The 20,944-nt window shown below is 44.6% G+C and carries 19 protein-coding genes; 14 read left to right on the forward strand and 5 right to left on the reverse strand.

Annotated elements, in window-relative coordinates:
- The first annotated feature begins 304 nt into the window (after positions 1-304).
- Entirely contained in the window at positions 305-991 is a 687-nt protein-coding gene (locus F0364_RS07730) for a YggS family pyridoxal phosphate-dependent enzyme (RefSeq protein ID WP_153797199.1), read from the forward strand.
- Between the two features lie 43 nt (positions 992-1,034).
- Here F0364_RS07730 and F0364_RS07735 read toward each other — a convergent pair whose 3' ends face one another.
- Positions 1,035-1,679 carry a dioxygenase family protein gene (locus tag F0364_RS07735; protein WP_207632562.1) on the reverse strand — a complete coding sequence of 215 codons (645 nt, stop codon included), beginning with the start codon at positions 1,677-1,679 and terminating at the stop codon, positions 1,035-1,037.
- A gap of 196 nt (positions 1,680-1,875) precedes the next feature.
- Between F0364_RS07735 and F0364_RS07740 the strand changes: the two genes are divergently transcribed.
- Both F0364_RS07740 and F0364_RS07745 read left to right on the forward strand, forming a co-directional pair.
- On the forward strand, positions 1,876-2,901 hold the full coding sequence (locus F0364_RS07740; RefSeq protein WP_153797200.1) for a sensor histidine kinase: 1,026 nt from the start codon (positions 1,876-1,878) through the stop codon (positions 2,899-2,901).
- 229 nt (positions 2,902-3,130) lie between these two features.
- Positions 3,131-3,856, forward strand: coding sequence for a LytR/AlgR family response regulator transcription factor (locus F0364_RS07745; protein ID WP_153797201.1), 726 nt, complete (start codon positions 3,131-3,133; stop codon positions 3,854-3,856).
- 32 nt (positions 3,857-3,888) lie between these two features.
- On the opposite strand, the gene F0364_RS07750 is transcribed toward F0364_RS07745, so the two are convergent.
- Positions 3,889-5,796 (reverse strand): S9 family peptidase, encoded by a 1,908-nt coding sequence (locus tag F0364_RS07750; RefSeq protein WP_153797202.1) that lies wholly within the window; start codon positions 5,794-5,796, stop codon positions 3,889-3,891.
- Positions 5,797-6,311: 515 nt separating this feature from the next.
- Here F0364_RS07750 and F0364_RS07755 point away from each other — a divergent pair.
- Complete coding sequence (locus F0364_RS07755) at positions 6,312-6,518, forward strand: hypothetical protein (RefSeq protein WP_153797203.1); 207 nt, start codon at positions 6,312-6,314, stop codon at positions 6,516-6,518.
- Between the two features lie 99 nt (positions 6,519-6,617).
- On the forward strand, positions 6,618-7,346 hold the full coding sequence (locus F0364_RS07760) for a hypothetical protein (RefSeq protein WP_153797204.1): 729 nt from the start codon (positions 6,618-6,620) through the stop codon (positions 7,344-7,346).
- A 125-nt stretch (positions 7,347-7,471) separates the two neighbouring features.
- Here F0364_RS07760 and F0364_RS07765 read toward each other — a convergent pair whose 3' ends face one another.
- Positions 7,472-7,675, reverse strand: a complete 204-nt coding sequence (locus tag F0364_RS07765) for a hypothetical protein (protein ID WP_153797205.1) — start codon at positions 7,673-7,675, stop codon at positions 7,472-7,474.
- Between the two features lie 172 nt (positions 7,676-7,847).
- Here F0364_RS07765 and F0364_RS07770 point away from each other — a divergent pair, with 172 nt between their 5' ends.
- Both F0364_RS07770 and F0364_RS07775 read left to right on the forward strand, forming a co-directional pair.
- Positions 7,848-8,597: a hypothetical protein gene (locus F0364_RS07770; RefSeq protein WP_153797206.1), complete on the forward strand. Its 750-nt coding sequence runs from the start codon at positions 7,848-7,850 to the stop codon at positions 8,595-8,597.
- Positions 8,598-8,750: 153 nt separating this feature from the next.
- On the forward strand, positions 8,751-10,661 hold the full coding sequence (locus F0364_RS07775; protein WP_207632563.1) for a S8 family serine peptidase: 1,911 nt from the start codon (positions 8,751-8,753) through the stop codon (positions 10,659-10,661).
- A gap of 197 nt (positions 10,662-10,858) precedes the next feature.
- On the opposite strand, the gene F0364_RS29145 is transcribed toward F0364_RS07775, so the two are convergent.
- Positions 10,859-14,275 (reverse strand): leucine--tRNA ligase, encoded by a 3,417-nt coding sequence (locus F0364_RS29145; RefSeq protein WP_235921031.1) that lies wholly within the window; start codon positions 14,273-14,275, stop codon positions 10,859-10,861.
- A gap of 503 nt (positions 14,276-14,778) precedes the next feature.
- On the opposite strand from F0364_RS29145, the gene F0364_RS07795 reads away from it, so the two are divergent.
- The 7 genes from F0364_RS07795 (at position 14,779) to F0364_RS07825 (ending at position 20,038) form a co-directional block, all read left to right on the forward strand.
- On the forward strand, positions 14,779-15,654 hold the full coding sequence (locus tag F0364_RS07795) for a cell division protein FtsX (RefSeq protein WP_153797208.1): 876 nt from the start codon (positions 14,779-14,781) through the stop codon (positions 15,652-15,654).
- Between the two features lie 129 nt (positions 15,655-15,783).
- Entirely contained in the window at positions 15,784-16,026 is a 243-nt protein-coding gene (locus tag F0364_RS07800) for a DUF3098 domain-containing protein (RefSeq protein WP_153797209.1), read from the forward strand.
- 85 nt (positions 16,027-16,111) lie between these two features.
- Complete coding sequence (locus F0364_RS07805; protein WP_153797210.1) at positions 16,112-16,342, forward strand: DUF8507 family protein; 231 nt, start codon at positions 16,112-16,114, stop codon at positions 16,340-16,342.
- A gap of 3 nt (positions 16,343-16,345) precedes the next feature.
- A complete protein-coding gene (locus F0364_RS07810) occupies positions 16,346-16,756 on the forward strand; it encodes a putative toxin-antitoxin system toxin component, PIN family (RefSeq protein WP_153797211.1) in 411 nt (136 codons plus the stop codon).
- A gap of 8 nt (positions 16,757-16,764) precedes the next feature.
- On the forward strand, positions 16,765-17,559 hold the full coding sequence (locus F0364_RS07815; protein WP_153797212.1) for an undecaprenyl-diphosphate phosphatase: 795 nt from the start codon (positions 16,765-16,767) through the stop codon (positions 17,557-17,559).
- Between the two features lie 293 nt (positions 17,560-17,852).
- Positions 17,853-19,172 carry an MFS transporter gene (locus F0364_RS07820; protein WP_153797213.1) on the forward strand — a complete coding sequence of 440 codons (1,320 nt, stop codon included), beginning with the start codon at positions 17,853-17,855 and terminating at the stop codon, positions 19,170-19,172.
- A complete protein-coding gene (locus tag F0364_RS07825; RefSeq protein ID WP_153797214.1) occupies positions 19,169-20,038 on the forward strand; it encodes an MBL fold metallo-hydrolase in 870 nt (289 codons plus the stop codon). The genes F0364_RS07820 and F0364_RS07825 overlap by 4 nt, the downstream gene beginning before the upstream one ends.
- A gap of 9 nt (positions 20,039-20,047) precedes the next feature.
- On the opposite strand, the gene F0364_RS07830 is transcribed toward F0364_RS07825, so the two are convergent.
- Complete coding sequence (locus F0364_RS07830; protein ID WP_207632564.1) at positions 20,048-20,785, reverse strand: DUF2490 domain-containing protein; 738 nt, start codon at positions 20,783-20,785, stop codon at positions 20,048-20,050.
- Positions 20,786-20,944 lie beyond the last annotated feature (159 nt).

Below are 20,944 nucleotides of genomic sequence, written 5' to 3' on the forward strand. Positions count from 1 at the left end.
ACTGCGGTATTTCAATTGAACTTCGTTGTGTCACTCACTTGTACGCCAGGTTCTTCGTGGCAACTTTTAAGCGGGTATTAAACTATGCCTTACTGCGTATGAGCATTATACACTTAATGTTGTTTAGTTAAGAATGTCAGCCTTAGTTCCGAAACTTCGGAATCGAAGGCGTATGCGTGAAAAGCAGCATATATAAAACGGTTTCGACAAGCTCAACCTGACATTCGTTTCTTAACTAAACGCCATTGATTATACAATCTTCACCATTTGCAGTACAGCATATACTTTTGTGTAAAACAAATACATGGCGGTTAATACAGCAGCGTATAAAAACATAATGCAGGAACTTGCGGTAAAAAATGCAACCCTGGTAGCCGTTAGCAAAACCAAACCAGCAGAAGATATACAGGCCTTATACGATGCAGGACAACGGGATTTTGGCGAAAACTATGTGCAGGAACTGGTTGATAAACAGGCACAGCTACCCAAAGACATCCGCTGGCATTTTATAGGCCACCTGCAAAGCAACAAGGTAAAATATATTGTTCCTTTTGTGCACCTGATACATGGCGTTGACAGCCTAAAACTGCTGCTGGAAATAAACAAGCAATCCACGAAAATAAACCGCACAACCAATTGCCTGTTGCAGGTACATATAGCGCAGGAAGAAACAAAATTTGGCTTTGACAAAAACGAACTGGATGCGCTGACAGAGCAACTTGTCGCTAAAAGCATTGATACAAGCCACGTACATATACAAGGCTTAATGGGTATGGCTTCATTCACCGAAAACCGGCAGCAGGTAACTAAGGAGTTTAGCTACCTGCAATCACTTTTTGCAGATATGGCCAACAAGCTGCAAAATACCGGTCACCGGTTTAACACATTGTCTATGGGCATGAGTGCTGATTACGCAATTGCATTAGAACATGGCAGCAATATGGTAAGGGTAGGCAGCCTGCTATTTGGAGAGAGAAACTATCATAAGTAACCCGCATTGTACGTCAGGCACTTACAGGAAAATATTGCCCTGGTTATTTTGGATAGCCCGGTATGTTCCTACCCAAATAAATATCCCGCCTGGCCACCAGTATACCGGAGCTGTCTTTTGTAACAAGAATGCCATTACCTGCCCTTCCGGGTTGTTTCCCCCTTTCTTCCTGTGTTAGCAAGGGGTCGTCATCAAACAAATATTCATCAATATAGTATTCATTTAACCCAGGTTCTTTAATGGTGGCATGTATATGTGCCGGCGCCTTTCTGTTGGGATAAGCGGCGGGTTTAAGCGTAATAAATTTGTACTCGCCTTTTTCATTGGTACGCAGCCAGCCACGTATGTGGCCATGCCTTTTGCCCCAGCCTTTATCATTTCCTTTGGTTGAATAATAACCCTGCTGGTCTGTATGGTACAGGTACAATACAACACCCGGCGCGGGGGTTTTACCATCAGCTTTGTACACAACACCGTACACCTGCAGCCTGGGGCCTGCCTCTGCATAGCCAGGCAGGTAAAGAATGTGCGGCAGCTTATTAAAGGGGGTGTCGTTTTCATAAATAGCTTCACAGCCTTCGCAGGGGCCGCCTACCTGTTTGGTAATAGCTTCTTCATTTACAGGCTGGGCGCAGGCTGCGTGTACAATAAACAGTAACGGGCTAAGCAGGTATGGAGGCATTTTCATATCACTTACTTTAAAGCTGTAAATTGGTGATGGTGCCGCGGCAGCCAAAATAATTTACAGCTATGGCACCATCCGCTTGACGAAAAGCATTGCACTGATATGGCTTTGCCTTTTAAATACAAGCGGTACATCAAGCCAATCATACTTTTCATGTAACTGTATTTACCCGGCTGATTTTGTACATTTATTTTGGCTTATGAAGCTGATGAATACCATAACGCGTTACAAACTCCACCACCTTATCTTCTGGCTGGCGTTGCTGGGTCTGTGGTATTTTTTTCGCTACGAGGACTTTCATGACAAAAGCCTGGCTTTTACCATTACACTGCTTAAAGTGGCAGACCTGGCTTTTATGGTGTACCTCACCAACTACCTGCTGATACCTCAACTGCTTTATAAAAAGAGGTATGTGTTGTTTGCCATTAGCTTTATTGTGCTGGTATTCTGTTCCAGTTGGCTTAAGATGTACCTGGAAGGGCAACTGATGCACAACCCGCAATTGTTTAACCTGTTCACCAGGTTTAAGGTGAGGTTTTATGACAATGTGATACCGCATTTTCTGCTGGTAAGCACCGGCGCAGGCTTTAAGCTGCTGATAGATTATGCCAGGGCGCAAAAGAAAATGGGCGAAATGGCAAAGGCCAATGCAGAAGCGGAGCTTAATTTTTTAAAGTCGCAGATTAACCCGCACTTTGTTTTTAACTCACTTAACTCTGTATATTTTCTTATTGACAAAAAGAACAAAGACGCAAGGGATGCGCTGCACAAATTTTCCGGTATGCTGCGCTACCAACTGTATGAATGCAATGGCAATAAAACCTCCATTGAAAAGGAACTGGGATACCTGGAAGATTATATTGCCATGCAGCGGCTGAGAAATGAAAACTGCTCCGTAAATTTTTACTGGGCGCCGGGGTTAAAGGGCGTGACTATCGAACCTCTGCTGCTGATGCCGTTTGTAGAGAACGCGTTTAAACACCTCTCCCATTTTGACAATGGCCAGCCCAATGAAGTAAGTATTGACATGCGCCATACAAACGGAACGCTGCTGTTTACGGTAAACAACACCTGTGAGCCCGATAAAAAACAAACACAGGAGCCTGGCGGTATAGGCCTGAAAAATGTTCAGCGCAGGCTGGAGTTACTATACCCGGGTAAGCACAACCTTACTATTAAAAACGGCGGAAAGCACTTTAATGTAGTGTTACAGTTGCAGGTATAAGTGTCAACGCTTCTGCCACCAGTGGTGGCAGAAGCGTTATCTATATGGGGCTGAAAAGTTGCCCAATGAACCAGACGATGAACGGATTGCGACGCAACAGCCGATGCCATGAAATACTGCCGCTGGTACCATAATGGGGAATGGTCAATGGTGAATGGTGAATCAAGGGGCAGTGAGCATCGATTCTTTTGCCAAAGGCCGATTATATATCCGCATAAATTTTAGCTGCATGAAAATAAACAGCATTATTATAGACGATGAGCCGCTTGCCCGTAAGGGGCTGCGGGAATATATGGAGGATGTGGCTTTTCTGCAGTTTGCCGGTGAATACGATTCTCCGCTGAAGTTGATGGAAAACAACTTTAGCGACATTCAGCTTATGTTTCTTGATATTCAAATGCCCAAACTTACCGGGCTTGACTTTTTAAAGAACCTGCAACATCATCCGTTGGTTATAATAACAACGGCATACCCGCAATATGCGCTGGATGGCTTTGAGCTGGATGTACTGGATTACCTGGTAAAACCCATTTCGTTCAACCGTTTTTTAAAAGCGGCCATGAAAGCCAAAGATTTCCTGGAAACACATGGGAGTAATTCACCATTAGCTACGCTGCCACCTAAAGAGAATGACTACATTTTTATAAAAGCTGATAACCGGCTGGTAAAACTGTTTTACAGCGATATACTTTTTGTGGAGGCGTTGCAGAACTATGTTACCATTTACAGCAAAGACAAAAAATATGTAACCTACCTGACTTTTAAGGGCGTTGAAGAAAACCTGCCGGCGGAAAGCTTTATTAAAGTGCACAAATCTTACATAATACAACTTAACAAAATTGATGGCATAGAAGGCAATGAAATAATTATAGGGCAACACCACATACCCATTAGCCGCACCAGCAAAGACGAGGTACTGCAAAAAATACTGAGCGGACGGTTTTTGAAGAGATAGCCAACCACCTGTAACCAGCTACCTGTAACTTTTTACTTTAACGTTTCATCCAGCCATTTAAAAAACTCATGCTGCCACACCAGTGCGTCCTGCGCTTTTAATATCCAATGGTTTTCATCAGGAAAATACAGGAACCTGCTTTTGATGCCTTTAAGTTGCGCCGCCTGGAAGGCCTGCTGCGCCTGCTCAAAACATACGCGAAAATCTTTACCGCCCTGGATAATCAGTATGGGCGTGTTCCATTTATCAACAAAATTGCTGGGGCTCTGGCTAAAGGAGCGCTGCGCAACTGCATTGGTTTTATCCCAGTAAGGGCCGCCCTTTTCCCAGTTTTCAAAAAATAGTTCCTCGGTAGTGCCATACATGCTCCTGAAATCAAAAATGCCGTCGTGAGCGATAAAAGTCTTAAACCGGTTGTTGTGTTTGCCAGCCAACGCGAATGCCGAGTAACCGCCAAAGCTTGCACCCACGCAGCCCAGGCGGGCCTTATCTACAAAAGGCTCTTTGGCCAGTGCGTCAATAGCGCCCAGGTAATCGTTCAGCACCTGGCCGCCCCAGTCTTTGCTTATCTCCTCATTCCATTTAGTGCCAAAGCCCGGCATGCCACGGCGGCATGGCGCCACCACAATATACCCCTGGGATGCCATCAGGTGAAGGTTCCAGCGGAAAGAATAAAACTGCGTAAGCGGCGATTGAGGCCCGCCTTCGCAATATAGCAGTGTGGGGTATTTTTTTGCGGCATCAAAACCCGGCGGATAAACAACCCACACCAGCATCTTTTTATTATCTGTGGTGGTTACAAAACGGCGCTCTGTTTTGCTGGCGGCAATACTGTTATAACTACTGTCGTTTACATGTGTTAACTGCTGCATGCTGCCATCCTTCAGCAGTACAGTGTATAATTCGGCGGCGTGGTTAAAATCTTCACGGGCCACAACAAGCGTATCGCCGGCCTGGCCAACAATGGCTTTTACGTTATAATCGCCTTTGGTTACCTGCTTTATCACGGGCATCATTTTGGTAAGGCCGGGATAGTTCACCGTGAATAACTGCATCGTGCCATTAACCGGGGCTATAAAGAAAATATCCCGGTCGTTGGTACCCCACTTAAAGCTCTCTACATGTATGTCATCCCTTTGCGCGGTAAGGTTTTGCCTGCTTATGCCATCGTACACAACAATGTCCTGCTTGTCACTCTCATAGCCATCTCTTTTCATCTGAAGCCATGCCAGCTTGCCCTTGCTGTTATAGGCCGGGCTTACATCGTAACCCTTGTTTTCGGCGGTAAGATTTTTGGTAGTGCCGGTAGTAATATCGTACTCATACAAATCTGTATTGGTGCTAACGGCGTAAGCTGTGCCGTACTTTTTCTTGGTAACGTAAAGAATATGTTTACTGTCGGGGTTCCATATAAAATCTTCGTCGCCGCCAAAAGGTTTCTGCGGGCAATCGTAAGGTTCATCCGGCATAATATCTTTTTTAGCAATGCTGCTTCCGCCGGTTGGGGCAAAAAACACATGGTCAAATTTGCCGTCTTCCCATGTATCCCAATGGCGGTAGTTCAACGTTTCATAAATCTGTACATTGCTTTTGGTAAGCGATGGGTAAAAGTCGCTGCCGTAAACATTTTTCAGCTTAACCCCTTCGCTGCTGATGATGTAGTTACCATCCGGTGAAATACGGTCGTTGCCTTTCAGGCTGTCTGCATTGGTTATTTCAACAGCCGGGCCACCGGCAATAGCAATCCTGTAGGTTTTAGTGATGATTTTATTCTGGCCAACATCGGGTACGCCAACGGTAAAAATGGCAAACTGTTTGTCTTTACTAATGCCGCTGCCACTAACCCGGCCCAGGCCCCAGAGCAGTTCGGGCGTCATATTTTGCTGGGCAAACAAGTGGATTGTACAGAGCACGGCTATGGCTGTAAAATACTTTTTCATACCATCGTTATTAAGCGGCTAAGATAATGTTTATTGTTGCTGGTAAAACGCGGTTATGTAAGCTATAAAATGTACGACGATATGTTCTTTCTGCTTGCGACTCACCATTCGATGAGAATATCGAACAAGGAACAAGGAATGTTGAATGAAGAAGAGAAAGCTCCCACTCACCATTCACCATTCACGATGAGAATATCGAACAAGGAACAAGGAATGTTGAATGAAGAATGAAAAGCCCCACTCACCACTCACCATTCACGATGAGAATATCGAACAAGGAACAAGGAATGTTGAATGAAGAAGGGAAAGCCACCACTCACGATTCACCACTCACCATTCACGATGAGAATATCGAACAAGGAACAAGGAATGTTGAATGAAGAAGGGAAAACCCCCACTCACCATTCACTATTCACCACTCACCATAAGCCAACCACAAAAAAAATTAATTCGCCCCAACCCAAGGAATTGCGGTAAAAGAGCGTTAACTTTTACTTCACAAAAAAATGAACGCCATGAAGAAAATAACTTTACTATGCATGGCTGGTTTATTCATCGTTGCTGTGTCTGTAACAGGCGGTTGCAAAAAAGGCGCCTGTGCTCCCAAAAAAGCCAAAACTGAAACAGCCAAAACATCCACCACTACGGCCAGCGGCGAAACCAATAACGGTTCGCACGACCATGGCTGCGGTAATGGAAGCGGTTCCGGCGGAGGCTACTGATCATCGTAATGATGAATGCTGAAAGTTCTCATTGGGCATGGCAGCTTAATGAGAACTTTTATTTTACGCTATTACGTATTATTGTGAAAACAATATTCTATGCAGGATTGGAGGGTGTTTCAAAGATTTTCTGACATGCGTGAAGCAGAAGTATGCGCTGCATTGCTGAAAACCGGTAATATACCCGTAATGATTGAGGACAACACCCGCATTGCGGACAAATTTTTTGTTGGCGAGGATTACGACAAAAACATACAAGTAAAAATCAATTTTCAGGATTTCGAAACAGCGCATCATCTTATGGCGGAAAGCGCTATGAAATCGATAGCGTTACTAGACGAGGATTACTATCTCTATTCTTTTTCTGATACAGAATTGATTGAAGTTGTAGCTAAACCTGATGAGTGGGGCACAATTGATTATGTGTTGGCCCGGCAACTTTTAACCCAAAGGGGCATGCACATTACCGATGAAGCGGTTGATAACTTTAAAGAAAAGAGGTTAGCCAATTTGTCGAGACCGGAAGACGGCCTGAATAGCTGGGCAACATGGGGCTATGGTTTTTTATTGTTTTCGGTATTGATAACGATATGGCGTGTACTTTCCCTATGGGGCTTGATTGCCTGCTCAATGGGTATTTTTGTCGGCTGGTCATTAATGCATGGCAAGAAAACATTGCCCGATGGCAGCATTGTTTTTCTTTATAATGAAAGAAGCCGGAAACATGGCCGCTTTATATTCTGGACAGGAGTAGTATTCACAACAATGTACCTGATTTTTTCCCTTATTAATCTTAAGCGCGGCAGCGACCTGCCCGGTTTCCTCTAATGACCTGTATAGGCGATGTAGCGGCGTTTAAAAATTGCCAGTTCCTAAGCACTGCTGCATTTGTCATTAAAAATTCATTGAGTTTGATAGTGCGCTTAAAATGATGTTTGTGTCAACTACAATTTTCATTTAACAAAGCGACTTTTGTTTTTTGCCCACCAACCTTCTTTAGCCTTTTTAGCCAAAGCGTCAACGTCTGATTGTTTGGCTTTTGATTTGGCAGTCGCTTCTTTATAGGCCAGGCAATCAACTAAACGTTGAAGCCCCTCTATGTCAACGTATGATGGAAGCCTGATAATTATTTCTTTGCTTGTTCTTTCGATTACCATATCACTTAATTTTCTGTGTTGAAGTTACGAAAACACCCTGCCTGTGTAAACCTTTGTTGGGCGCCCGAAAATGGCACACAACAATCTTTCTATGCAGCATTTTACCCTTTCCGCATATCTTTTTATTGGAACTCTTCGTTATGTAAAATAACTTACAGCAATTTCCAGAACAATGAGGCGACTTGAACAATATCTTATTTACGCGGCTTTTTTTATCATCTTCTGTACCGGGTGTTCCAAACAATCCATCACCCTTTCCCTTCCGGATATTAAAGAATATTATCCGGTACAGCCGGGTAAGGTGTTTATTTACCGGCTTGATTCTACCGTAATCCCTCCTTTTGGCACAGCGCTCATCACAAGGTCGTACATGGCCAAAGACAGCATTGAGTCTGAATTCCTGGACAATACCGACAGAACATCTTACCGGGTTTACCGTTATACAACAGACACTTTGTTTCAGCAAGGCTGGCAATATGTTTCCACCTATTTTATTACCATGGCAGAAAACGCTATCGAAGTAAGCGAAGACAACCTGCGGTTCATAAAGCTGAAAGCCCCCGTAAACGCGGAAAGCACCTGGAAAGGCAATACATATATAGAAACCGCTTCGGCCAACTCGCCGGTGCGCTACCTGCATAACTGGGATTATGCTTACCAAAACATCAACGAACCTTATACAGTATTAAACGGTACGCTGAATAATACGTTAACCATTTTACAACAGGATGAAAATTCTCCTGATACGGAATTCGACCCATCAGAATTGTTTCATGAAAGAAATTATTCAGTTGAAGTATATGCAAAAGGCATAGGGTTGGTATATAAGGATTTTTTACATTGGACATGGCAGCTTAACCCAACGCCGGCTTTTTCTGATAACAGCTATGGCATAAGGCTTAACCTTGTTGAGTACAGATGATTGAACAGCCAACAAAAGCACAATATCTGTACGCAATGCTGGTGAATAATGTTCAGAACGTACAAGAGTGCGACGCAACGGAAGCCAAATTCATGTTCCTGCGCCGGGCCCATAAAAATTTTCTTTGTTTATTTTTTACAGCTTAAGCAAACAATGAAAAAATTAATTCTAACGGTAATATTGGTATGGTGCGTAACAGTTACTTTTTCTCAATACGATAAATGGATTGTGAGGTTTACGGATAAGCACAACAGCAGCTTTGATGTAAGCAGCCCGTCGGCTTACCTTTCTGAAAAGGCCATTGCAAGAAGAGGCAAACACAACATACCCATAGACAGCAGCGACCTGCCTGTTAACACAGCTTATGTAACAGGCCTGGCCGCGATTGCCAACGTAAAAGTGCTCAGTACATCCCGCTGGCTAAACCAGGCACTCATTGAATGCAGCGATGAAGCCAGCCTGCAACAAATAAAACAATTGCCTTTTGTGCAATCGGCGCAGGATATCGGCAACCGCAAAGCCGGCAACAAGAAGAAGCCCGAGCCAACTTACCCGTTGCGCAAAACACAGAAACAAACGGGCGCCAATGATTTTTACAGTTACAGCAACTCTTACGCACAGGTACATATACACGAAGGCGAGTTTTTGCACAACAAAGGGTTTCGCGGCCAGGATGTTACCATTGCTATGCTGGATGCGGGCTTTAACAGCTATAAATCAATAGGCGCATTTGACAGCATGCTGATGAAGGGGCACATGCTGGGCGAAAAAGATTTTGTAGCCTTTGACAACAGTGTTAACGAAGATGATTTTCACGGCATGTTTTGCCTTAGTACCATTGCCGCCAACTGGCCCGGGCAAATGGTGGGCACGGCGCCGGAAGCTTTTTTCTGGCTATTGCGCAGCGAAAGAAGTGGCAGCGAATACCCCATTGAGGAACACAACTGGGTGGTAGCCGCCGAATTTGCGGATAGCGCCGGGGCGGACATGATATCTTCTTCGCTGGGCTACTACACTTTTGACGACAGCCGCTTTGACCATAGCTATGCTGATATTTATAAAAACAGCACCATGGTTAGCCAGGGTGCGGCATGGGCCTGCAGAAAAGGCATGATTGTAATGAACAGCGCCGGCAACGAAGGTAACGGCTCGTGGAAGTACATTATTTTTCCCGCCGATGCAGACAGCGTTTGTGCCGTTGGCGCGGTAAACAGCAGCGGGCAAATAGCCTCTTTCAGCAGTTATGGCTATCCCGGTAAAGTTAAGCCCAACGTGGTATCAGTGGGTGCAGGTACGGTAATAGCGGGCCCGCAGGGGCCGGTAACTGGTTCCGGAACTTCTTTCTCTAACCCTAACCTTGCTGGGTTGGTGGCCTGTTTGTGGCAGGCTTTTCCGCAATACAATAACATGGACATACTGGACGCTGTTTACCGCAGTGCAGACAAACATAACAAGCCTGATAACCGCTTTGGCTATGGCATACCCAATATGAAAACCGCCTACCGGCTGTTGAAACACCGCCAAAATACGGAGCAGTATGGCGAAGATTGGTTTTGGGTAACACCGGCGGTTTTTTCCACCACTATTGATGTACGTTTTACAGGCCGGGTGGATAGTACCGCCACTGTTGAACTGTTGAACCCGCAGGGCACCGTGTTGGCCACCCTGCACTTTGCCACCGAGAAAGAAGATGTGTACGATTCCTCTTTCAACAGCCTGCTTAACCTGCCCGGCGGCAATTATACCGTACGTTACACAGATTATACTGGCAGCCGCAGCATTACCGTTAAAAAGAATGGGCCGGTACTTACAGACTGGCTGATGGCGGCGCCTAACCCATTCAACAACAACCTTACCGTTTACGCCAAAGCCCCTGAAACCGGCAAAGCCACGTTCAGGCTGGTAACGGTGTCGGGAAAAATAATAGAAACCGTTGAGCTTAACACCGTGGCGGGTTCGCAATACAGCGTAAGTTTTAACCGCGCCAAATCAGTTGCACGGGGCGTTTATTTTGTGGAATACATTAGTGATAACAACAGGAAAAGCCTAAGGGTGCTGAAGTAAACTTGGATACCAGCGAGGGTACTTCGTAGCAGCATCGTTGCGTCGCAAGCACTTCATCGTTCGGTTATAATGGCGACTTTGGTTTCCAATTCTATCATCACTTTAGCATGCAAAGCGTGTAACAAAGTCTTGTTCACCATATACTAAAAATGCGGAGCGCTTCCGCCCCGCATCCGTTTATTAAAAACTTCATTTACCTACGCCACCACATTAATCATCCTGCCCTTTACATAAATCACTTTTTTATGCGGCTTGCCATCCAGCCATTTCTGAACCACTTCGTTGCCCAGGGCAATTTGCTCTACCTCCTCCTGTGTGGCATCCAGTGCCAGCTTAAGCGTTGTGCGTAGTTTACCATTAACACTTACCGGGTATTCTTTCTCAGATTCTACCAGGTATTTGGCCTCAAACTTAGGGAAGCTTGCATCCAGTATACTGCCGGTATTACCCAAAAGGCCCCACAGTTCTTCCGCAATATGCGGCGCATACGGCGTAAGTAATATCAACAGCGGTTCTAATATTTCGCGTTTGTTGCACTTTATGTCAGCCAGTTCATTGGTACAAACCATAAAGGCGCTCACCGCCGTATTAAAAGAAAAACGCTCCGTGTCGTCCTCAATTTTCTTTATGGTTTTGTGCAGTATTTTCCATTCGGCATCAGTGGCTTTATCATTGGTCCAAACCTGTCCCTTCAATTCATCATAAAACAAACGCCACAGCTTACGCAGAAAACGGTGTACGCCTTCAATACCTTTGGTGTCCCATGGTTTGCTTTGTTCTACCGGGCCAAGGAACATTTCATACATGCGGAAGGTATCTGCGCCGTATTTGATAACGAGGTCGTCCGGGTTTACTGTGTTGAATTTAGACTTGGACATTTTTTCAACTTCAACACCACAGATGTATTTGCCTGAGTTGACATCAGAATCATCCTTTCCAGATATAGGAGTATTGAGACTTCCATCTTCGCAAATAAAAATAGCCTTTTTATCATCCAGCCTCCACTTTCTAAAAGAATTCATATTTAGTTCAACGCCATCTACAATATTCACATCAACATGTATGGCATTGAAAGGAAGTGTTCCTTCATCATGCAAAGAAATCTGCAAATCCAAGTCAAGTTCTTGAATTTTCTTTTTTAAATATTCAACACTTGTGCTATCCCCCTCACTGATTTTATCCGCAAAATTTTTAGAAATATAAATTGGAGCAATTTGTGAGATATCCGTGTCAGGAGGAAATATGCCTGCATTTTGCACCCTATACACAAACCTGCTACTCCCCTGTATCATCCCCTGGTTTACCAATTTCTTATACGGTTCATCATGGCCAATATGCCCCAGGTCAAACAAAGCTTTTGTCCACATGCGGCTATAAAGCAAATGGCCTACCGCATGTTCTGTACCGCCAATGTATAAGTCAACCTGGCCCCAGTAATCACTTACTTTACGGTCGCAGAAAGCGGCATCATTATGCGGGTCCATATAGCGCAGAAAATACCAGCTACTACCGGCATAACCGGGCATGGTGTTCGTTTCCCTCACCCCCTGCCCCCTCTCCACAAGTGGAGATGGGGTAGGCTTTGTAAGCTCCGACTTAATCTTATCCCTTACTGCAAAAACATTTTCCAATACTTCATCATTAGAAAACCTGATTACCCTGAAGCCAATCTCTTCCAGCACTTTTGTCCTGTTATCGTCGTATAATTTTTGTTCCTCATTTTCATGATAACCACCATCAACCTCAACAATTAGCTTTTGTTGCAGGGCGACAAAGTCAGCTATATAAGCATCAATAGGATGCTGCCGTCTGAACTTCACACCCAGTTTGCTATCACGCAATACTTCCCACAAAGCATGTTCAGCTTCCGTATGACCCTTCCTGTTTGCTTTGGCGTTTTCATACTGGACAGGTGAAGCAACTCTGTATTTTGGCACGTTGGCTGCACCAACGGCTCCCTTCTCCACTTGTGGAGAAGGGTCGGGGATGAGGACCCAATCTTTAATGTTGGCCAATGGCCCCTCTCCTTCCGGTCCGGGGGAATAAGAATCTACCTTTGGTAATTCCAGTGGCAGTTCGCTTTCATCCAATGGATAGGCAATTCCATTCTTCCACGCAATCGGAAATGGCTCTCCCCAATAGCGTTGGCGACTAAATGCCGCGTCACGCATACGGTAGTTAACCTTCGCCTTACCGATGCCCAGTTCTTCAATCTTTTTGTTAACTATACTAATTGCATCACGCATTACAATGCCATCCAAAAAGTCGCTGTTGGTAAGCTTTGCATCCTTGGTAGGGTTAGCTTCCTCACCGTTGAAGTAGTCGCCAATAATATTCGTGATGGGTATATTAAAATGCTTCGCAAACTTAAAATCACGTTCATCACCGCAGGGCACGGCCATGATAGCACCAGTGCCATAACCGGCCAATACATATTCACTTATCCAGATAGGTATTTCCCGGCCATTGAAAGGATTGATGGCATAAGCGCCGGTAAAACAACCGGTGATCTTTTTTTCCGCCATACGCTCCCGCTCACTGCGGCTTTTAACGTAGGCAATGTATTCGTCAACAGCGGCAGATTGGGCTGCAGATTTTATTCGGTTAATCAAATCCAATTCCGGTGCCACTACCATAAAGTCAACTCCAAATATGGTATCGGGCCTTGTGGTATAAACAACCAGTCTAGAGCTGGCATCTTTGATTTCAAAGCTTACTTCTGCACCTGTTGATTTCCCAATCCAGTTCGTCTGCATTTCCTTCATCGCCTCACTAAACTCAATACGTTCAAGACCTTCCAGCAATCTGTCTGCATATTCAGTGATGCGCAGGTACCATTGACGCAGTTTCTTTTTAACAACAGGATACCCCCCACGTTCACTAACACCATTCACTACTTCATCATTAGCCAATACAGTACCCAATGCTTCACACCAGTTTACTTCGCCATAGCCGCAGTAAGCCAGGCGGTATTCCATTAAAACAGACTGTTGGGTAAATTCATCAAAGGCATTCCATTCCTCAGCGGAAAACAGGTTACTGGTGGCAGGTTGCAGGTTGCCCGTTACCGGTAGCTGAAATTTATCATTGGGAACCGGATGGTTGGTATTTCCTTCTTTCTCAAAAGCGGCAACCAATGCATCAATAGATTCTGCCTTATTTGTTTGCCTGTTGTAGAAGCTTTTAAACAGTTGCAGGAATATCCATTGCGTCCATTTGTAGTATTTAGGGTCGCTGGTACGCACTTCACGGCTCCAGTCGAAGCAAAAGCCGATATTATCTAACTGCTTGCGAAAGTTGGCAATATTCTGTTCGGTACTCACGGCAGGGTGAACACCATGGTCAATCGCATATTGCTCAGCAGGCAGGCCAAACGCATCATAACCCATCGGGTGAAGCACGTTAAAGCCCTTCAGCCTTTTAAAGCGGGCATAAATATCGCTGGCTATATAACCCAGCGGATGGCCCACATGCAACCCGGCGCCGCTGGGGTAAGGAAACATATCCAGCACATAAAACTTTGGCTTGTCACTCTCATTTGGCACTTTATACGCATCTGTATCTTTCCAGCGCTGCTGCCATTTCTGTTCTATCTCACGAAAATTGTATTCCATCAAACTGTTTATTGCTTGTTTTTTGTTCAAAGTTTAAGGTTCAAGGTTCTGTCGTCTCCTGATTAAACATGGAACATCTGAACATTGAACATTTTTTAGATACCAGCTAAGTACTTCGTGGCATCGTCCCTTGCGTCGCAAGCACTTCATCGTTCTGTTCAATGGGCATCTTTTCAGCCCGGATCAGGGCCGTTGCAAGCCACCTAATAACGCTGCACAACAGCCACCAACATTGAACTTTGAACAAAACAACATTGAGCAACTGAAACCTGTTACCCAATGCCGCGTAGCGAACAGAACGTACAAGTGAGTGACACAACGGAAGCCTCATAGCAGTCCCGAAGGTTCGGGACAGTCCGTCCACAAAAAATCCACACCTCATACTAAGCCTGCGAAACTAACGTTAAGAATGCGTGCAAATGTAAGCGAATCCACTAAATTTGCCCCACCTCATCCCCCGCCCTTCTCTACGCGGTGGAGAAGGGGGTTAAAAAAATTATCGAATGGCTGAAATTGGAAAATCTTCTCTGCGCCGCAGCAAACCCAGTTATATCTATAGTATCATCGGTGTGGCCATTGTGCTGTTGATTATGGGCATTATGGGCTGGTTCTTTTTAAACTTCAGGCAGGTAGGCAATTCTCTTAAGGAGGACATCCGCATAAGCGCCTACCTGCGCACCATGAACAAAGACACCATTAACCAGATACAGCAGTACATAACCGCCCAACCCTGGGCCAAAAATGTAACCTACATCAATAAGGAAAGCGCCAAAGAAATCTGGAACAAAGAAAACAACGAAGACTGGAGCAAGATACTGGACTATAACCCGCTTCCGGAAAGTATAGACTTTTATGCACGCAACGAATACGTGGACAAAGACAGCCTGCAAAAAATAAGCGCCAGGCTAATGGCTGCCTACAAAGACCAGATTACAGACATTACATACCCGCAAACACTGGTTACCACTTTAAATGAAAAATCAAGGGTATACGGTGTGGCGTTTTTGGTAATATCAGTACTGCTGGGCATTATTGTTATTATCAGCATTGACAATACGATACGGCTGGCTATGTTCAGCAACCGCTTTTTAATTAAAACCATGCAAATGGTGGGCGCTACCCGCAATTTTATTGCCAAGCCGATGGATTTAAGGGCTGTTGTAAACGGCCTCATCAGCGCATTGATTGCCATTGCCATATTATTCGGGCTGATACAATGGGCCGAAAGCTGGATACCTCAGCTTAAAGCCATCCGGGATATTAAGCTGAACCTGGTACTTTTTGGCGGTATGATACTGGTTGGTGTTGGTATCTCCGTTTTCAGTACCCACCGCAGCGTAATGAAGTACCTGAAGATGAAGCTGGACGATTTGTATTAAAGGCAAGTGGCAAGTGAGGTTGGCTGGTAGTGGGGGATTACAAACAGTTAAATAATCTTTCGCACACCCCCACTCGTCATTTACCACTAACCAATTTTTCCTATATTGCACCCCTACAAACCAATAACAATGGCTGAACAGAAAAAACAAACAATTGCACCTTTGTTTACAAGGGACAACTATAAATGGATGGGTATTGGCGCCGCCGTAATTGCGCTGGGCATGTTTTTAATGAGCGGTGGAAAAAACCAGGACCCCAACACTTTTGATTATAACGTGGTGTACAGCTTTACCAGGATTACCGTTGCGCCCATTTTAATTGTAGGCGGCCTGCTGATTGAGGTGTACGGTATTTTCAAGAAACAGAAGTAACATAAAAATACATTGAAACAGTGGTGGAGACAGGATGCGTCCTGTCTCTTTTTTTGTGTAATTTTAAAGGGTAAAAGAGGTTTATATGAGCAACATTTTAGAACAAATGCCGCCGCCTACCAGGTTTACGCCGCTGCAGCACGAGATGTTGAGGCTGTTTAACAGGAATACTTCAGAAGAAGATTTACTCGCCATCAAGGATTTGATTGCTAATTATTTTTTGGAAAAATTGCGGGATAAAATTGACAAAGCGGTGGAAGAACATGGTTATACCCAGGAAGACTTTGATGCGTGGCTAAATGACCCCAACCAGTAAAATATGCTTGTTGTAATAGATACGAACGTACTCATCGCTATCGTGCCCTCAAAATCCAGGTATCATTCTGTTTACCAGGCAATACAACAGAAAAAAATCTTAATGGCTATTACCAGCGAGATTCTGCTGGAATATGAAGAACAATTAAAACTGAGGTACAAAAACTATTCGGTTGATGAAGAACTTGAAGGCCTCGTTAACAGCCGAAATGTATTTTTGTATAGCCCTGATTTCAACTGGAACCTCATCGCCGCCGATCCCGAAGACAACAAATTTGTTGACTGCGCCGTGGCCGCCAATGCCGATTTTATTGTAACCAACGACGCTCATTTTAATATTCTGAAAACCATATCTTTTCCTAAGGTAAATACCATTTCTTTGCAGGAATTTATTTCTTTACTGCAAACCCCGTAGAACGTTTTATGAGCATTATACAGGCAATCATCATCGCTATCGTTGAGGGTATTACCGAATTTTTGCCCATCTCTTCCACCGGCCACATGATCATCACCAGCTCTTTAATGGGCATTGAAAAAGATGAATTCACCAAACTGTTTGAAGTAGCGATACAGTTGGGCGCCATTCTTTCAGTTGTAGTGCTGTACTGGAAAAAGTTCTTCGACTTCAGCCGCTGGCAGTTTTACATAAAGCTCATCATCGCCGTAATACCGGCCCTTGTACTGGGTAAACTGTTCTCCGATAAAATTGACGCCCTGCTGGAAAGCCCCACAACGGTAGCTGTCTCTATGCTGGTGGGCGGCATTATACTGTTGTTTATTGACAACATCTTTAAACGCCCCACCATTAAGGAAGAAAGCAGGATAAGCTATGGCAAAGGCTTTGTTATCGGCATCTGGCAATGCCTTGCCATGATACCGGGCGTTAGCCGCAGCGCAGCCAGCATAATTGGCGGTATGCAGCAAAAACTTACCCGCAGCCTGGCAGCGGAGTTTTCATTTTTCCTTGCAGTACCAACCATGGCTGCCGCTACCGGTTATAAATTATTGAAAGCTTTCCAGGAAACACCGGAAATGCTGAAGGACAAAAACAACTTAATTGCTTTGGGCATTGGTAATGTTGTAGCGTTCGTCGTAGCCATGCTGGCCATCAAATTCTTCATCAGCTTTCTGCAGCGCTTTGGCTTTAAATTGTTTGGATGGTACAGGATTATTGCAGGCATTGTGCTGTTGATACTTATCTGGCAAGGGGTGTTGTAGAGAGGCTTTGAGTGGTGAGCCATGAGCTTTGAGCCGGGAGCCGTAAGTTGTGCCCCTCATTCACCATTTACTGCTCACCATTCACTGTTATGATACCAGCGATATATTTCTATGGCATCGCCTGTTGCGTCGCAAGCACTTCATCCTCCGGTTTTTTATGGCGGCTGTAGCCTTGCAGTTCAATGCTTCATTCTTTTTACGCAGTGATTATTCGGCAAAACATTCGCAAACAAGCCCATAAATCATCACTTTTCACCTTTTCTCCATTCTAAATATTCCCTTACATTTAACCCATGCAAACAGCTCCTAAACGCGTTATCAACGGCTGGGCCATGTACGATTGGGCCAATAGTGTGTATAACCTGGTTATCACCACTACTTTTTTTCCCATTTATTTTACTGCATCCACAAAAGACGCATTCGGGGGAGATAACATTCCCTTCCTGGGCAGAACTTTTGTCAACTCTTCCCTATACGACTATACTCTTTCTGTAGCTTATTTGCTGGTGGCTTTATCTTACCCCATCCTCACCTCCATTGCTGATACAAGGGGCAACAAGAAAAGTTTCATGCAATTCTTTTGCTACTTCGGCGCGGTGGGCTGCAGCCTCATATATTTTTTTGAAGGGCCAAACCTTTGGATGGGCATCCTGTCCTTTATGATGGCTGCAATGGGTTATGTAGGCAGCCTTGTTTTTTACAATGCTTACCTGCCAGAAATAGCTGCCCCCGAAGACAGGGACAGGGTTAGTGCCAAAGGGTACTCCTACGGGTATATTGGCAGTGTGCTAATGCAGGTTATCGGTTTTGCGCTGGTAGTAATATTTGCTGATCATCCTACCATATCCGGCCCCAGGATTACCTTTTTGCTGGTAGGTATTTGGTGGATTGGTTTTGCCCAAATAACCTTTGCAAGGCTGCCCAAAACAACTAAGGTTGAAAAAGCCAAAGGCAACGTACTTACGGATGGCTTTAAAGAAGTAAAGAAAGTGTACAACGAAGTAAAAAAGATGCCGGTTCTCAAGCGTTTTTTGAGGGGTTTTTTCTGTTACAGCATGGGCGTGCAAACGGTTATGCTTGCAGCCACACTTTTTGGCAGTAAGTTATTGGGCCTTAGCGATACCAAACTCATCATTACTGTTGTAATTATTCAGTTAGTGGCAATTGTAGGAGCTATCTTAATGAGCCGGCTTTCCGCTAAATATGGCAACCTGCAGGTACTGATGGGCGTAGTGGTTTTCTGGATACTGGTTTGCGTAGCGGCCTACTTTACAGCTTGGTACAAAGAACAGGGAGGTAACCCTGAGTTTCATTTTTACGGCCTGGCCACCGCTGTGGGGCTGGTGATGGGTGGCATACAATCCCTCAGCCGGTCCACCTACAGTAAGCTGATGCCGGAAACAAAAGATACCGCTTCTTACTTCAGCTATTATGATTTGACGGAGAAAATAGCCATTGTTATCGGCATCTTCAGCTTTGGGTTTATAGAAGAACTTACGGCACATCGCGGCGGCATGAAGAATTCCGTTTTATCCCTCATCGTATTTTTTGTAGCCGGGTTAGTGCTGCTATATACCGCCCTGCGCAAACAAAAACAACTGCAACTCTCATGAAGCTTTACACAATAGACACGGAACTGTTTAAACTGGATGGCGGCGCCATGTTTGGTGTAGTGCCCAAAAGCATCTGGAACAAGCTAAACCCGGCAGATGAAAACAACATGTGCACCTGGGCCATGCGCCTGCTGCTGATTGAAGACGGCAACCGGCTGATACTGGTTGATACCGGCATCGGCAATAAACAGGAAACTAAATTCTTCAGCCATTATTACCTGCACGGGACTGCAACACTGGAGAACTCACTAAAGAAACATGGCTTTACTAAAGATGACATCACCGACGTTCTTCTTACACACCTGCACTTTGACCATTGCGGCGGCGCCATTGAAAGGAGCCATGACCAGTTAATCCCCGCTTTTAAAAACGCCATTTACTGGAGCAACGAACGGCATTGGCTATGGGCTACCCAACCCAACGAAAGAGAAAAAGCTTCTTTTTTAAAAGACAATATCCTGCCCATACAGAAAAGCGGCCAGTTACAATTTATTCATACCCCTGCCGGCTCAATAGAGGAAACTGGCAGCCTTGGCAGCACTGCCTTCAGCGAAAATATATCTCTGCGATTTGTAAATGGCCACACCGATATGATGATGCTGCCGCAAATACGATACAAAGGCAAAACCATTGTTTATATGGCTGACCTGCTGCCCTCTACAGGCCATATACCCCTGCCTTATGTAATGGCTTACGATATGTTTCCGCTTACTACCTTACAGGAAAAGAAAGTCTTCCTGAAAGAAGCCCTGGAAAATGAATACATCCTTTTCTTTGAACACGACCGTGAAACAGAGTGCTGCACCTTGCAGCAAACAGAAAGGGGCGCCAGGCTAAAAGATATTTTTAAACTGGAAGATTGGTAACACACCTGGCTAATCTATATTCCCCGGGTGCCATTCTCTTGCTTCATTGCTACGGTCTAAACTAAAGAAGAGTGTTGTCTGAAAGAAATTCTTGCCGCTGCCGTCATCGGCTTTACGGTAGTCGTACTGCCTTATCCAGCCGGATTGCACCGAAAAACTTTTGCTGAATACATAACCGAGCCCCATAAAGAAACGGTTTCTTTCAAAATAAGGCGCCAGGTTTCCAAAGAATACTTCATCAAACACAGAAACAAACACCGCGTTAGTTTCTATTTTCTTTTTATTAACAGGAATCAGCGGGTTAAGGCGATACCTGAAACGGCTGCGAAAATCACCGTTTAACCAACGCTGTTCAATGCGGTAGCGGTGATCAATTTTAACACGGTCAATATTGTTGTTTATGGTAAGCTGCTGCCATATCCTGAACTCTTTTGCCAGCATAGGTGTTTTATAATTTCCGGTGGAGCTATAGGTTTTGTAATCCCCAAAACCAAGCAACAACTGGTGTTTTTTGAGAATGTTGTAAGCTATACCTCCTTTAAACTCGTGATAAAAGAAAACATCTGTAACGTTTTGTGACCTGGTTTGTGTTTCAAAGAAGAAGTTCCAGCTACTGTCTGGTTTGTACATAAGGTTAGCCACATACCAGCCACCGGTAGCCTTTGTATTCTGCGCGTTTGCAATTATTGCTGTTAAGAGTGTAAATAACAATATTAAAACAGTCTTGCCCGGAAAGGTTTTCTTCATGCCCATGTTGTAAAAGCCCGCAAAAATAGGTGGTTTGGGAGAATGGGTAAGGCTATGCAGGTAAAATATTATTCTGCAAAGCAGGCCGCTTTGCAATCAATTCCGTGTTTCCATGGCAATTGGGCCTTTTGTACGCAGCACCGCGGAACTGCAAGTTCC

It is taken from the genome of Foetidibacter luteolus, assembly GCF_009650435.1.
GTDB lineage: Bacteria > Bacteroidota > Bacteroidia > Chitinophagales > Chitinophagaceae > Foetidibacter > Foetidibacter luteolus.

Coding starts and splice junctions, on each gene's coding strand:
- F0364_RS07810 (WP_153797211.1), top strand. CDS start 16,346: ATGCTTGTTGTAATAGATACGAACGTACTCATCGCTATCGTGCCCTCA.
- F0364_RS07770 (WP_153797206.1), top strand. CDS start 7,848: ATGAGGCGACTTGAACAATATCTTATTTACGCGGCTTTTTTTATCATC.
- F0364_RS07740 (WP_153797200.1), top strand. CDS start 1,876: ATGAAGCTGATGAATACCATAACGCGTTACAAACTCCACCACCTTATC.
- F0364_RS07815 (WP_153797212.1), top strand. CDS start 16,765: ATGAGCATTATACAGGCAATCATCATCGCTATCGTTGAGGGTATTACC.
- F0364_RS07825 (WP_153797214.1), top strand. CDS start 19,169: ATGAAGCTTTACACAATAGACACGGAACTGTTTAAACTGGATGGCGGC.
- F0364_RS07750 (WP_153797202.1), bottom strand. CDS start 5,796: ATGAAAAAGTATTTTACAGCCATAGCCGTGCTCTGTACAATCCACTTG.
- F0364_RS07820 (WP_153797213.1), top strand. CDS start 17,853: ATGCAAACAGCTCCTAAACGCGTTATCAACGGCTGGGCCATGTACGAT.
- F0364_RS29145 (WP_235921031.1), bottom strand. CDS start 14,275: ATGGAATACAATTTTCGTGAGATAGAACAGAAATGGCAGCAGCGCTGG.
- F0364_RS07830 (WP_207632564.1), bottom strand. CDS start 20,785: ATGAAGAAAACCTTTCCGGGCAAGACTGTTTTAATATTGTTATTTACA.
- F0364_RS07735 (WP_207632562.1), bottom strand. CDS start 1,679: ATGAAAATGCCTCCATACCTGCTTAGCCCGTTACTGTTTATTGTACAC.
- F0364_RS07745 (WP_153797201.1), top strand. CDS start 3,131: ATGAAAATAAACAGCATTATTATAGACGATGAGCCGCTTGCCCGTAAG.
- F0364_RS07795 (WP_153797208.1), top strand. CDS start 14,779: ATGGCTGAAATTGGAAAATCTTCTCTGCGCCGCAGCAAACCCAGTTAT.
- F0364_RS07755 (WP_153797203.1), top strand. CDS start 6,312: ATGAAGAAAATAACTTTACTATGCATGGCTGGTTTATTCATCGTTGCT.
- F0364_RS07775 (WP_207632563.1), top strand. CDS start 8,751: ATGAAAAAATTAATTCTAACGGTAATATTGGTATGGTGCGTAACAGTT.
- F0364_RS07760 (WP_153797204.1), top strand. CDS start 6,618: ATGCAGGATTGGAGGGTGTTTCAAAGATTTTCTGACATGCGTGAAGCA.
- F0364_RS07765 (WP_153797205.1), bottom strand. CDS start 7,675: ATGGTAATCGAAAGAACAAGCAAAGAAATAATTATCAGGCTTCCATCA.
- F0364_RS07800 (WP_153797209.1), top strand. CDS start 15,784: ATGGCTGAACAGAAAAAACAAACAATTGCACCTTTGTTTACAAGGGAC.
- F0364_RS07805 (WP_153797210.1), top strand. CDS start 16,112: ATGAGCAACATTTTAGAACAAATGCCGCCGCCTACCAGGTTTACGCCG.
- F0364_RS07730 (WP_153797199.1), top strand. CDS start 305: ATGGCGGTTAATACAGCAGCGTATAAAAACATAATGCAGGAACTTGCG.